13 protein-coding genes are annotated in these 12,125 nt (G+C 67.2%); 3 read left to right on the forward strand and 10 right to left on the reverse strand.

The annotated features are described in order from the left end of the window. Positions 1–142: 142 nt before the first annotated feature. Together H1S04_RS16385 and mutM are read right to left on the reverse strand one after the other, a co-directional pair. On the reverse strand, positions 143–919 hold the full coding sequence (locus H1S04_RS16385) for an enoyl-CoA hydratase (RefSeq protein WP_181746586.1): 777 nt from the start codon (positions 917–919) through the stop codon (positions 143–145). A 69-nt stretch (positions 920–988) separates the two neighbouring features. Further along, the gene (mutM, locus tag H1S04_RS16390) at positions 989–1,828 is read right to left on the reverse strand and encodes a bifunctional DNA-formamidopyrimidine glycosylase/DNA-(apurinic or apyrimidinic site) lyase (protein WP_181746587.1); all 840 of its coding nucleotides are present in this window, start codon (positions 1,826–1,828) and stop codon (positions 989–991) included. Positions 1,829–1,903: 75 nt separating this feature from the next. Between mutM and ubiE the strand changes: the two genes are divergently transcribed. After that, on the forward strand, positions 1,904–2,650 hold the full coding sequence (gene ubiE, locus H1S04_RS16395) for a bifunctional demethylmenaquinone methyltransferase/2-methoxy-6-polyprenyl-1,4-benzoquinol methylase UbiE (protein WP_181746588.1): 747 nt from the start codon (positions 1,904–1,906) through the stop codon (positions 2,648–2,650). A 1-nt stretch (position 2,651) separates the two neighbouring features. After that, the gene (gene ubiB / locus H1S04_RS16400) at positions 2,652–4,184 is read left to right on the forward strand and encodes a 2-polyprenylphenol 6-hydroxylase (RefSeq protein ID WP_181746589.1); all 1,533 of its coding nucleotides are present in this window, start codon (positions 2,652–2,654) and stop codon (positions 4,182–4,184) included. Here the strand turns inward: ubiB and H1S04_RS16405 are convergent. From H1S04_RS16405 to mutL, 8 genes are read right to left on the reverse strand one after another with little or no spacing between them, the layout of a single operon-like run. Beyond that, positions 4,181–4,816, reverse strand: coding sequence for a COG3650 family protein (locus H1S04_RS16405; RefSeq protein ID WP_181746590.1), 636 nt, complete (start codon positions 4,814–4,816; stop codon positions 4,181–4,183). The genes ubiB and H1S04_RS16405 overlap by 4 nt on opposite strands. Before the next feature lie 4 nt (positions 4,817–4,820). Then, positions 4,821–5,537 (reverse strand): VIT family protein, encoded by a 717-nt coding sequence (locus H1S04_RS16410; protein WP_181746591.1) that lies wholly within the window; start codon positions 5,535–5,537, stop codon positions 4,821–4,823. Positions 5,538–5,566: 29 nt separating this feature from the next. After that, positions 5,567–7,483: a 1-deoxy-D-xylulose-5-phosphate synthase gene (gene dxs, locus H1S04_RS16415; protein ID WP_181746592.1), complete on the reverse strand. Its 1,917-nt coding sequence runs from the start codon at positions 7,481–7,483 to the stop codon at positions 5,567–5,569. Between the two features lie 22 nt (positions 7,484–7,505). After that, positions 7,506–8,372: a polyprenyl synthetase family protein gene (locus H1S04_RS16420; protein ID WP_181746593.1), complete on the reverse strand. Its 867-nt coding sequence runs from the start codon at positions 8,370–8,372 to the stop codon at positions 7,506–7,508. Next, a complete protein-coding gene (locus H1S04_RS16425; protein ID WP_181746594.1) occupies positions 8,372–8,605 on the reverse strand; it encodes an exodeoxyribonuclease VII small subunit in 234 nt (77 codons plus the stop codon). Before H1S04_RS16425 ends, H1S04_RS16420 begins: the two co-directional genes overlap by 1 nt. After that, on the reverse strand, positions 8,602–9,519 hold the full coding sequence (locus tag H1S04_RS16430; protein WP_181746595.1) for a histone deacetylase family protein: 918 nt from the start codon (positions 9,517–9,519) through the stop codon (positions 8,602–8,604). The genes H1S04_RS16425 and H1S04_RS16430 overlap by 4 nt, the downstream gene beginning before the upstream one ends. A 6-nt stretch (positions 9,520–9,525) precedes the next feature. Further along, complete coding sequence (locus H1S04_RS16435; protein ID WP_181746596.1) at positions 9,526–9,897, reverse strand: DUF3775 domain-containing protein; 372 nt, start codon at positions 9,895–9,897, stop codon at positions 9,526–9,528. 42 nt (positions 9,898–9,939) lie between these two features. Next, positions 9,940–11,763: a DNA mismatch repair endonuclease MutL gene (gene mutL, locus H1S04_RS16440; RefSeq protein ID WP_181746597.1), complete on the reverse strand. Its 1,824-nt coding sequence runs from the start codon at positions 11,761–11,763 to the stop codon at positions 9,940–9,942. 146 nt (positions 11,764–11,909) lie between these two features. Here mutL and H1S04_RS16445 point away from each other — a divergent pair, with 146 nt between their 5' ends. Next, positions 11,910–12,086, forward strand: a complete 177-nt coding sequence (locus H1S04_RS16445; RefSeq protein WP_181746598.1) for a hypothetical protein — start codon at positions 11,910–11,912, stop codon at positions 12,084–12,086. Positions 12,087–12,125 lie beyond the last annotated feature (39 nt).

Here is a 12,125-nt window from a genome sequence, read left to right on the forward strand (position 1 = left end):
GTGTGTTCGTCGAATTTCAAATATCGGTTACGCAAAAGCCCCATGGCACCGTTCGTGGAACGGTCATGATTCTTGCCTTAAGCGGGCCCACGCGCATGTAGCCCGGCGCTATACAGGCGCCGAGCCGGAAAGCCAAGGGAAATCAGCGATCGCGGAATTGCGGTTCGCGCTTTTCCAGGAAGGCGGCCATGCCCTCCTTCTTGTCCTCGGTCGAAAACAGTGCGTGGAACAACCGGCGCTCGAACTGAATCCCCTCGCGCAGGGTGGTTTCATAGCTGCGGTTGACGCATTCCTTGGCAGCCTTGACGGCGACCTGCGATTTTTCCGCGATCTTGCGTGCGATCGCCATCGCTTCCGGGATCAGCTTGGCGGTCGGGACCACGCGTGATACCAGGCCCGACCGTTCGGCCTCCTCGGCATCCATGAAGCGGCCGGTCAGGTTCATGTCCATGGATTTCGACTTGCCCACGAAACGGGTCAGGCGCTGGGTGCCACCGATGCCCGGGATGACGCCCAGGTTGATCTCGGGTTGGCCGAACTTGGCATTATCGGCGCAGATGATGAAATCGCAGGCCATGGCCAGTTCCGCGCCCCCGCCCAGGGCATAGCCCGACACCGCCGCGATGATCGGCTTGCGGATGTTGGAAATCGTTTCGGTCGGCGCCACGAAAAGATTCTCGTTATAGACGTCCACGAAGGTCTTGGTGGACATTTCCTTGATGTCGGCGCCCGCCGCGAAGGCCTTTTCGCTGCCGGTGATGACGATACAGCGCACCTTGTCATTGGCGTCAGCATCGACAAGCGCCGAGGACAGCTCTCCCAGCAGTTCCGAGTTCAGCGCATTCAGCGCATCGGGCCGGTTCAGCCGGATCAGCGCCACGTAATCGTCGATCTCGACGGTAATGGTGTGGTAAGCCATGGGGTGCCCCTTCGGGATTGCGGATCGCCATGTCCTAACAAAGCCGCCGCACAAGAACCAGCCTTCATGCTAGCGCTGACAACGGGGGCACCAGAAGCTTGACCGCCCCGATTGGACGATCCGTTGGATGCTGCCCCCGCAGCCGGGGCGCGGACACGGTGCGCCTTCACGGTCGTAGACGCGAAAACTGTGCTGGAAATAGCCCAGCTCGCCGGTCGTCTGCCGGTGGTCGCGCAGGGAGGACCCGCCCGCCGCGATGGCTTCGGTCAGCACGTCCTTGATATGGGACACCAGTGCATCCAGCCGCGCCCGGCCGATGCGGCCGGCAGCCCGGCGCGGATCGATCCCAGCGCGGTGCAGCGCCTCGGAGACATAGATGTTTCCCAGCCCCGCCACCACGCCCTGATCCAGCAGCGCCGCCTTGACCGGCGCCCGGCGCCCGACGAAGGCGGCGGCCAGCACGGCGCCGGTAAAATCGTCGCCCAGCGGTTCCGGCCCCAGCACATCCAGCAAGGGCGAACTGCCCCGGATCAGATCCACCATGCCGAAGCGGCGGGCGTCGTTCAGCGTGATCCGGGTGCCCGCATCGGTTTCGAACACCACATGGTCATGGCGCGGCAGGATCGCCGGGTCGCGGTGGAAATCCCCCAGGCCCGCCCCCTCGATCAGCATCCGTCCCGACATGCCCAGATGGATCAGGATCGCGGCCTCGCGGTCCAGATCCAGCAGCACGTATTTCGACCGCCGGCGCAGCCCGGTCACGGTCGCGCCGGTGGCGACCTGCACCAGATCGGGCGGGAACTTCCAGCGCAGCCCGTCCCGGTTCAGCGTCAGGCGCGCGATGCGGCGCCCTTCCAGATGCGGCTGCAGGCCACGCCGGACGGTCTCGACTTCGGGCAGTTCTGGCATTCCGCTGTCTTTCGTCGCATTGTGTGGGCCAATCTTAGGCCTTAACTGGCCCCGAGCAGCTGAAACGGCAAGAGCATGACATCCCATAAGGAAACCCATTTCGGCTTTCAGACCGTGGCCGAGGACGAAAAGGCCGGCCTGGTCCATGGCGTCTTTTCGCGTGTGGCCTCGCGCTATGACGTGATGAACGACGTGATGAGCGTGGGCATCCACCGGATCTGGAAGAACGCCATGATGGACTGGCTGGCCCCGCGGGACGGCCAGCACCTGCTGGACGTGGCGGGCGGCACCGGCGATATCGCCTTCCGCTTTCTGGACCGCGCGCCGCAAGCGCAGGTCACCGTCTGCGACATGACCGAATCGATGCTGGTCGAAGGCCGCAAGCGCGCCGAGGCCGACCGTCTGGCCGACCGCCTCGGCTGGGTCACGGGGGATGCGATGGCGCTGCCCTTCAGGGATAACAGCTTCGATCGCTATACGATCAGCTTCGGCATCCGCAACGTCACCCGCATTCCCGACGCGCTGGCGGAAGCTTTCCGCGTGCTGCGCCCCGGCGGCCGGCTGATGGTGCTGGAATTTTCGCAGCTGCCGGTCCCGGCGATGCAATGGGCTTACGACCGCTACAGCTTCAATGTCATCCCGGTGATGGGCCAGCTGATCGCCAATGACCGCGACAGCTATCAGTATCTGGTCGAATCGATCCGCAAATTCCCCGATCAGGAAACCTTCGCCGCGATGATCCGCGAGGCCGGGTTTGAACGGGTGCAATATCGCAACCTCTCGATGGGCATCGCCGCGCTGCATTCGGGCTGGAAGCTGTAACATGCGCGGCCCGCATAACATCTGGCGCCTGATCCGTACCGGCGCCACGTTCGAGCGCACGGGCGCGATGCGCGTGGCGCTGGATGCCATGCAGGCGCCGCGCAATGTCCGCATCGCCGCGCGCGTGCTGGGCTGGCCCTTCCGCTGGCTGGGCTACAAGGGCGATCCTGCGCTGCCGCCGATCACCCGCGCGATCACCGCGCTCGGCCCCGCCTATATCAAGTTCGGCCAGATTCTGTCGACGCGTCCGGATGTGGTGGGGGTCGAACTGGCCGACCAGCTGACCTATCTGCAGGACAAGCTGCCCCCCTTCCCGACCGAGACAGCCAGGCAGATGATCCAGGCTGATCTGGGCCGTCCGCTGGACGAGGTCTTCGTCGAGTTCTCCGAACCCGTGGCGGCGGCCTCGATCGCGCAGGTCCACCGGGCGCGCCGCGCCGATACCAGGCAGGAGGTCGCGGTGAAGGTGCTGCGCCCCAATATCGGTGCGGCCTTCGCCCGCGACATCGACGCCTTCCATTTCGGCGCCAATATGATCGAGGCGCTGTCGCCCGCCACCCGCCGCCTGCGGCCCAAGGATGTGGTTCAGCATTTCCAGGACACCGTGAACGGCGAACTGGACCTGCGGCTTGAGGCGGCCTCGGCCTCGCTTTTCGCGGAGAATACGCGCAACGATAAGGGCATCCAGGTGCCGATGCCGCATTGGGGCCTGTCATCGCGCCGGGTGCTGACCTCGGATTGGGCGGAAGGGATTTCGCTGGGCGATATCGCGGCGATCCGGGCCGCGGGACATGACACGACCGTGCTGGCCGAACGCATCCTGCAGCTGTTTCTGGCCCATGCGCTGCGCGACGGGTTTTTCCACGGCGACATGCATCAGGGCAATCTGAAGGTAGCCCCGAATGGCGATGTGATCGCCTATGATTTCGGCATCATGGGCGAGATCGACGAATATACCCGCCGCGTCTATGCCGAGATCCTGATGGGCTTCATCCGACGCGATTACGACGCCCTCGCCCGCGTGCATTTCGAGGCGGGCTATGTCCCCCGCGACCGCGACCCCGCCGCCTTCGCCCGCGCGCTGCGCGCGGTGGGCGAGCCGATCTTCGGCGCCGATGCCAGCCAGATCTCCATGGCGAACCTGCTGGGCTATCTGTTCGAGGTGACCGAACGCTTCGGCATGCAGACCCGGACCGAGCTGATCCTGCTGCAACGCACCATGGTCGTGGTCGAAGGCGTGGCCCGCTCGCTGGACCCGAACCTGAACATCTGGAAGGCCGCGCGCCCGGTGGTCGAGGATTACATCAAGGCCAATCTGGGCCCGCGCGCTTTCCTGAAGGACAGCCGGCGCATCGCCCACACCCTGCAGCGCGCCATGCCGCTGATGCCGGGCCTGATCGAGGACGCCATCTGGCGTGCCCGGCAGCGGGCCGAGCCCGCGCCGAAACCTCAGTGGTTCAGCTGGCGCTCGGCCGCGATCGGGTCGGGCGCGACGGCGCTGATGGTGGCCCTGCTGGCGGTGATCGCGTCCTAACGCGCGATGCGGCAGCAACCGGAATAAAGCTGCGGCCCGGCGGCGCCCTGCAGGATGACCGTGGCCTCCAGCCCGAAGGCCATCTCGGACATGCCATCCGAACACCAGGCCGGGGTTACGCTCGCCGTCAGCGCCTGATCGCCCGATCCGGCGACCAGGGCGCGGCGCGGGCTGCGGAAGACACCGGTATCCAGCACGTGCAGGCCGCGATAGGCGGTTTCGCCATCGGGCGTCCACCAGACCAACGCGTCACCCTTCGGGGCCAGCGACCAGAAAGGTTCGGTCCCGCCGCAGGTAAAGCCGGCAGGCAGCGCACCCGGCTGCCAGACATCCGTGCGATTGACAAGAAACCGCATCGAGACCCAGCCCGCCCGCTCGCCCGCATTGACCTGCCCCCATTGGCCGGAGCGGTCCGTGGCGACCACCTCGATTCCGGTGGCGTCCGGGGCCAGCGTGCCGATGATGGCGGAACTCGCGTCGGGGGCTTCGCGGATATTCAGCACGTCATCGGCGGCCACATCCTGCACGTCGAACAGCGTCGGCAGGATATATTCCTGCGTCGCCACCGCCGGACCGGCCATCAGCAACGCCATGAGGACCGCCTGCTTCACCATCTTCATCCGTTTCAACATCGCCCTACCCCACTGCCACTCCGAACAATTTGCCGATTGCGGCCGTCACCGCCATGGCGATGACGCCCCAGAACACGACACGCAGCATCGCGCGCCCTGCCGGCGCGCCACCGGTGCGCGCCCCGACCGCCCCCAGCACCGCCAGCGCCAGCACCGTCGCCACCAGCACCACCGGCAGGATCTGCCCCGCCGGCGCCAGCCAGGCGCCCAGCAGCGGCAAGGCGCCCGCCGTGGTGAATGTCAGGGCCGAGGTGAAAGCCGCCTGCAACGGGTTGGCGGCATGGACTTCGGACAGCCCCAGTTCGTCCCGGACATGCGCGCCGAGCGCGTCATGCGCGCTCATCTCGCGCGCGACGAGCAGCGCGGTTTCGGGGCTGAGCCCGCGTTCCTGATAGACCTCGGCCAATTCGCGCAACTCGCCCTCGGGGTCCTCGTGCAGGGCCTGTTTCTCGCGCGCAATATCGGCGCGTTCGGTATCCGACTGGCTGGAGACCGAGACATATTCCCCCGCCGCCATCGACAAGGCCCCCGCCGACAGCCCGGCGATCCCGGCAAGCAGCACCGCGTGGCGATCCGCACCGGACGCCGCGATGCCGGCCAGCAGGGACGCCACCGACAGGATCCCGTCATTCGCCCCCAGCACCGCCGCCCGGAGCCAGCCGGAGCGGGACACGAAATGCGGATCGTCGGGATGCGCATCGGCGAAGCTGTGGCGGGACATGCGCAGATGCTCCGGGTCAGAGTTGCATTTCAGGCGCGGGCCGGAATCTGGGCCACGCCCAGCACCTCGAGCACTTTCGCCTCGATGTCGGGGGCGTTCATGGCCGCTTCAGCATACATCGCGGCGGGGCTGTCATGGTCGATGAAGGTGTCGGGCAGCACCATGGAGCGGAACTTCAGCCCGTGGTCGAACACCCCTTCATCGGCCAGAAGCTGGGCGACATGGCTACCGAAGCCACCGACGGCGCCCTCCTCGATGGTAATCAGCGCTTCGTGGCCGCGGGCGAGGCGCAGGATCAGGTCGCGGTCCAGCGGCTTGGCGAAACGGGCATCGGCCACGGTGGGGGCAATGCCGCGCGCCATCAGGGCTTCGCGGGCGGCCATCACCTCGGACAGGCGGGTGCCGAAGGACAGGATGGCGACGCGACTGCCCGCGGCGATCATGCGGCCCTTGCCGATCTCCAGCGGCGTGCCCCGTTCGGGCAGTTCTACCCCGGTGCCCTCGCCCCGCGGGAAGCGGAAGGCGATGGGTCCGCTGTCATGGGCGGCGGCGGTGGCGACCATATGGACCAGCTCGGCCTCATCCGCGGCGGCCATCACCACCATGCCGGGCAGGTTGGCGAGAAAGCCGACATCGAAGGCACCCGCATGGGTGGCGCCGTCCGCGCCCACCAGACCGGCGCGGTCGATGGCGAAGCGCACCGGCAGCCGCTGGATCGCAACGTCATGCACGATCTGGTCATAGCCGCGCTGCAGGAAGGTCGAATAGATGGCGCAGAAAGGCTTGATCCCCCCCGCCGCCAGCCCGGCCGAGAAGGTGACCGCGTGCTGTTCGGCAATGCCCACGTCGAAGGTCCGGCGCGGGAAGCGTTCGGCGAACAGGTTCAGCCCGGTGCCGTCCGGCATGGCGGCGGTGACGGCGGCGATTTTGTCGTCGCGCTCGGCCTCGGCGATCAGGGCCCTGGCGAAGACCGAGGTATAGCTGGGCGCGTTGGATTTCGCCTTGGCCTGCTCGCCCGTGACCACATCGAACTTGCCGCGCGCATGGCCACGGTCGGCCGCCCCCTCGGCGGGGGCATAGCCCTTGCCCTTCCTGGTGATCGCATGGATCAGCACCGGCCCGGTGGCGCGGCTTTTGACCGTGCGGAGAAGCGGCAGAAGCTGATCCAGATCATGCCCGTCAACCGGACCGATATAGGAAAAGCCCAACTCCTCGAACAGCGTGCCGCCGATGGCCATGCCCTTGAGCATTTCCTTGGCCCGGCGCGCACCCATCTGGATCGGCTCGGGCAGGAAGCCCACGGCGCCCTTGGCCATGGCCTTCAACTCCTGAAACGGGCCTTCGGTGTAAAGCTTGGTCAGATAGGTCGACAGAGCCCCGGTGGGCGGTGCGATCGACATCTCGTTGTCGTTCAGGATCACGAACAGCCGCTTGCCCAGATGGCCGGCATTGTTCAGCGCCTCGAAGGCCATGCCCGCCGACATGGCGCCGTCGCCGATGACCGCAATCGCATCACCCGGATCGCCGCCCAGCTCGCGCGCCATGGCGAAACCCACCGCCGCAGAAATCGACGTCGAGCTGTGCCCGGCCCCGAAAGCGTCATAAGGGCTTTCCGCGCGCTTGGTGAAGCCCGACAGCCCGCCGCCCGTGCGCAGGGTGCGGATGCGGTCGCGCCGGCCGGTCAGGATCTTGTGGGGATAGCACTGATGGCCCACGTCCCAGATGATCTTGTCGCGCGGCGCGTCGAAGACGGCATGCAGCGCCACCGTCAATTCGACCACGCCCAGGCCGGCGCCCAGATGCCCCCCGGTGACGGAAACCGCGCTGATGGTTTCGGCGCGCAGTTCATCGGCAAGCTGGCGCAGCTCGCGATCGCTGAGCGCCTTCAGGTCGGATGGCAGGTTTACCCGGTCGAGAACGGGGGTCTTGGGTCGATCTTGGCTCATGGCGCGTCCCTTTCCGGGGCGTTCAGCTTTGGCGGTCGATAACGAAACGCGCCAGCTCGCGCAAGTTTTCCGCCTTTTCACCATAAGGTGATAGGGCCGCATTGGCGCGTTCGATCAGTTCGGCCTCGCGCGCGCGGGCGCCGTCCAGACCCAGCAAAGACACGAAAGTGGCCTTGCCCGCGCCCGCATCCTTGCCGACGCGCTTTCCGGTGGTCTCCTGATTGCCGGTCACATCCAGAATGTCGTCATGGATCTGGAAGGCAAGGCCGAGCTTGGCGGCATAGATCCGCAGCGCCTCGGTTTCCGTGCCCGCGATCAGCGCGCCCGATACCGCCGCGAAGGCGATGAGCGCGCCGGTCTTGGCGACCTGCATCCGGGTGATCCCGGCGATATCGAGGGGGGTTTCGGACTGTTCGGCAATGATGTCCAGCATCTGCCCGTAAACCATCCCCGCCGGTCCTACCGCATGGGCGAAGGCCGCGAGCAGACGGACGCGCACCTCGGCATCGCCGATGGCGGGGTCGGTCATCAGTTCGAAGGCCAGCGTCTGCAGCGCATCACCGGCCAGAATGGCGGTGGCTTCCGACCACTGCACATGCACGGTCGGCAGGCCCCGCCGCAGGTCGTCATCATCCATCGCCGGCAGGTCGTCATGGACGAGGCTGTAGGAATGCAGCGCCTCGACCGCCATCGCCACCGGCAGGGCGGCGCTGTCCGGCACGCCATGCAGCCGCGCCGATTCCATCACCAGAAAGGCCCGCAGCTTCTTGCCGCCGAGGCAGGCGTAGCGCATGGCGTCGGTCAACTCGCCCTGGGGCAGGTCGTTCATCGCGGCATCCAGTGCGGCTTCGACCTGCGCCTTCACCTCCTCCATCCGGGTCTGCAGCATCACAGGCCCTCGGCCTTGGCGACGCCGGTGGGCTGGCCCTGCGCCAGCGTGATCTTCTCGACCCGCTCCTCGGCCTCGCGCAGGCGGGCCTCGCAATGGGCGCGCAGGGCGGCGCCGCGTTCATACAATTTGATGGAATCCTCCAGCGAGGCATTGCCGCTTTCCAGCCGCGACACGACCGATTCCAACTCTTTCATCGCGTCCTCGAAGGACATGGTTGCGATTTCAGTCATCCCGCAGCCCTCATCAGTGCGTCCACATGCGCCCGGGCCGATCGTCCCAGTGCCGCAAGGTTGTAGCCCCCTTCGAGGCAAGAAACCACTGCCGCGTCACAATCGCGCGCAACATCGCAGATTGCCGCCGTCAGCAGCGCGAAATCCGCGTCCTGCCAGCGAAGTTCGCCTTTGGGATCATCGGCATGGGCATCGAACCCGGCCGAGAGGATCAGCAGCTGCGGCCGGAATGCCGCCACCCGCCCCAGCATCGCATCCCAGGCGGCGCGCCCGAAGGCGCCATCCGATTCGGGCGGCAGCGGGGCATTTATGACATTGTCATGCGCGCCGCGTTCCTCGACGGCGCCGGTGCCCGGCCAATGCGGATATTGCTGGCTGGAGGCGAACAGCGTCCGGGCCTCGTCCCACAACTGCGCCTGGGTGCCGTTGCCGTGATGGACATCGAAATCCAAGACCGCCACCCGGTCCAGCCCCCGCGCATCCAGCGCGTGTTTCGCTGCGATGGCCGCGTTGGCGAACAGGCAGAAGCCCATCGGCTTGTCCGTCAGCGCATGATGGCCCGGCGGCCGCATGGCGACGAAGGCATTCGCGGCCGCCCCGTCCAGCACCGCATCGACCGCCGCCACCGCACCGCCGGCGCCGCGCCGCGCGGCCTCGAGACTGCCGGACGACAGGAACGTATCCTCGTCCAGTTGCCGCAGCCCTTCGGCCGGCAGTGCTTCGGCCAGAAAATCCAGATAGGATTGCGGGAGACAGAGCCGCAGGTCGGCGTCGCGGACCAAAGGCGCCTCGCGCCGGTCAAGCGCCAGCCCCGCCAGCGCGTCGATGACCGCGGCGTGGCGGCCCGGCTGCTCGCCATGACCGGGCGGGGTCCGGTGATGGGCCGCGGCGTCATGGGTGAACAGCAGGGTCATGCGGGATCAGACCGGCCGATGCAAATCATCTTCCGCGCCCTCGGGCGAAATCCCGAGCGAATCCATCCCGGCTTCCAGATAGTCGGCCAGACGCGGTTCGCCCATCAGGTAATCCTCGGTCGGGCCGGATCGTTCGGCCCGCGCGGTGGCCACGGCCTCGTCCAGATCCTCGGCATCGAAGCTTTCGCGGCCGATCCACATCACCGCCGTCAGCGCCGCCTGCTCATCATCGTTCAGGCCGGCGATGAATTCGTGCAGCTCGGTGCGGACACCATGGCCGGTGCGGTGGCCGCTATGCGCCCAGGCGTTCACGCCGCTTTCATATTCGCGGGCGCGAATGATGACATAGGCGATCTTGTCGGCGGTGATTTCAAGCATTCTGGTCTCCCCTCATGCTTGTCGCGCCTGCGTGGCCCCGCGTCAATCCTTGCGGCCGAACAGCCGCTCGATATCGCCCAGGGACAGGCTGACCCAGGTGGGCCGGCCGTGGTTGCACTGACCCGACCTGGGCGTCCTTTCCATCTCGCGCAGCAGGGCGTTCATCTCCTCGGCCGACAGCCGCCGCCCCGACCGGACCGAACCATGGCAGGCCATCGAGGACAGCACCGCATCGACCCGTCCCCGCAGGCGGTCGCTTGCCCCCTGATCGGCCAGATCATCGGCGATGTCGCGAATCAGTGCGGCCGCATCGACCCGGCCCAGCAGCGCCGGCACCTCGCGCACGGCGACGGCGCCGCCGCCGAAAGCGTCGACATGCAGACCAAGGGCGGCCAGATCCTCGGCCACGGCCAGGATACGGGCGGCGTCGCCTTCGGGCAGTTCGACGATCTCGGGGATCAGCAGGGCTTGGCTGGCGATGCCGTTCGTCTCGGCCTGCGCCTTCAGGCGTTCATAAACCAGCCGCTCATGCGCGGCATGCTGGTCGACGATGACCATGCCGTGTTGGGTCTGGGCAATGATGTAATTCTCGTGGATCTGCGCCCGCGCCGCGCCCAGGGGCGCGTCACTCACCAGTTCCTCGGGGGGTGCCTCAACCCGCGCCGAGGGGGCTTCGTGGAACCCGTCAAAGGCCGGGGCCAGCGCCTGATATGCGGTCCGGACCGCCCCCGCCGAGGGGCGCGCGTAGTCCATCTGATAGCGCTGCGCGCCACCGGGCGCGGCCCCCTGCGGCTCGGCCCGGAAGGCCGCCAGCGTCGCCGCGCCCACCGTATCCGAAGCGCGCCGCGATTCCCCCGCCAGCGTATGCCGCAGCGCCGAGACCACCAGCCCGCGCACCACATCCGGTGCACGGAAGCGGACCTCGGCCTTGGCGGGATGCACGTTCACATCGACGAAATGCGGATCGCAGGTGACAAACAGCACCGCCGCCGGATGCCGCCCGGCGGGCAGCACGTCGAAATACCCGGCCCTGAGCGCCCCGGTCAGAAGTTTGTCGCGGACCGGGCGGTTGTTGACAAAGACATGCTGCGCCACCGCCGCCCCGCGCGAATAGGTCGGCAGCGCCGCGAAGCCGGTCAGCCGCACGCCGTCGCGTTCGGCGTCGATGCGAACGGCATTGTCGATAAAATCGTGGCCCATCACCCTGGTCAGCCGGGCGTGGAGGGCGTCGAACAGATCGCCCTGTTCGGCATCGGCCCGAAACAGCAGCCGGTCATCGTCATGCAGCGTGAACCCGACTGACGGCTCGGCCATGGCCAGCCTGCGGACCACCTCGGCCACGGCCTGGGTTTCGGCGCGCTCGCTGCGCAGGAATTTCAGCCGCGCGGGCGTGGCGAAGAACAGGTCGCGCAATTCCACCACGGTGCCGCGATTGGCGGCCGCCGGGCGCACCGGATCGGCGCGCCCGCCTGCCACGCGGATTTCGGCGCCTGTTTCGCCCGCGCGCGAGGTGATGGTCAGCCGCCCCACCGCGCCAAGGCTGGGCAGCGCCTCGCCCCGGAAGCCGAAGCTGTGAATGTCCAGCAGGTCGGTGCCGTCGATCTTCGAGGTGGCATGCCGCGACATCGCCAGCGGCAGATCCTCGGCGCTCATGCCACAGCCATCGTCGGCCACCCGGATCAGCGCCTTCCCGCCTTGCGAGATGGTCACGTCGACGCGCCTCGCCCCGGCATCCAGCGCGTTTTCGACCAGCTCCTTGACCGCCGAGGCCGGGCGTTCGACCACCTCTCCCGCCGCGATGCGGTTGGCGACATCATCATCAAGCTGGCGGATAACCGGGCGCATATGGCGGCTGTGTTCGTTCATCCCACAATATCTAGCAAGTCGCGGCGGGTCTGAAAATGATTCTGCGCATTTTTGGGATGGATACGGAAACTTATGGCGGAACAGTTCGTTTTGCCTGTCAGCCGGGCAGCTTCAGCCCGACCATTTTATCAAGCAAGGAGAAGACCATGACGAGACTTGCTGCCATTGCATTTTGCGGAATCGCCCTGACCCTCGCGGCCTGCGGGCCGAACACCGCGACCCGCGCCACTACCGGCGCCGCGACCGGGGCGGTCGTGGCCGGCCCGGTGGGCGCCGTCGCGGGGGCGGCGCTGGGGGGATCGGGCGCGGTTCGGGTGAAGTAAGACCGGGCAGCCCTGCCGGAACAGAAAGCGCCGCCCGAG

It is taken from the genome of Paracoccus sp. S1E-3 (assembly GCF_013868135.1).
Taxonomy (GTDB): domain Bacteria; phylum Pseudomonadota; class Alphaproteobacteria; order Rhodobacterales; family Rhodobacteraceae; genus Paracoccus.

What these genes read in the sequence shown, in the direction of transcription:
- dxs (WP_181746592.1), bottom strand. Translation starts at nt 7,483, where the DNA reads ATGAGCCAAGATCGACCCAAGACCCCCGTTCTCGACCGGGTAAACCTG.
- H1S04_RS16385 (WP_181746586.1), bottom strand. Translation starts at nt 919, where the DNA reads ATGGCTTACCACACCATTACCGTCGAGATCGACGATTACGTGGCGCTG.
- H1S04_RS16430 (WP_181746595.1), bottom strand. Translation starts at nt 9,519, where the DNA reads ATGACCCTGCTGTTCACCCATGACGCCGCGGCCCATCACCGGACCCCG.
- ubiB (WP_181746589.1), top strand. Translation starts at nt 2,652, where the DNA reads ATGCGCGGCCCGCATAACATCTGGCGCCTGATCCGTACCGGCGCCACG.
- mutL (WP_181746597.1), bottom strand. Translation starts at nt 11,763, where the DNA reads ATGAACGAACACAGCCGCCATATGCGCCCGGTTATCCGCCAGCTTGAT.
- H1S04_RS16445 (WP_181746598.1), top strand. Translation starts at nt 11,910, where the DNA reads ATGACGAGACTTGCTGCCATTGCATTTTGCGGAATCGCCCTGACCCTC.
- H1S04_RS16420 (WP_181746593.1), bottom strand. Translation starts at nt 8,372, where the DNA reads ATGCTGCAGACCCGGATGGAGGAGGTGAAGGCGCAGGTCGAAGCCGCA.
- H1S04_RS16410 (WP_181746591.1), bottom strand. Translation starts at nt 5,537, where the DNA reads ATGTCCCGCCACAGCTTCGCCGATGCGCATCCCGACGATCCGCATTTC.
- H1S04_RS16405 (WP_181746590.1), bottom strand. Translation starts at nt 4,816, where the DNA reads ATGTTGAAACGGATGAAGATGGTGAAGCAGGCGGTCCTCATGGCGTTG.
- H1S04_RS16425 (WP_181746594.1), bottom strand. Translation starts at nt 8,605, where the DNA reads ATGACTGAAATCGCAACCATGTCCTTCGAGGACGCGATGAAAGAGTTG.
- mutM (WP_181746587.1), bottom strand. Translation starts at nt 1,828, where the DNA reads ATGCCAGAACTGCCCGAAGTCGAGACCGTCCGGCGTGGCCTGCAGCCG.
- H1S04_RS16435 (WP_181746596.1), bottom strand. Translation starts at nt 9,897, where the DNA reads ATGCTTGAAATCACCGCCGACAAGATCGCCTATGTCATCATTCGCGCC.
- ubiE (WP_181746588.1), top strand. Translation starts at nt 1,904, where the DNA reads ATGACATCCCATAAGGAAACCCATTTCGGCTTTCAGACCGTGGCCGAG.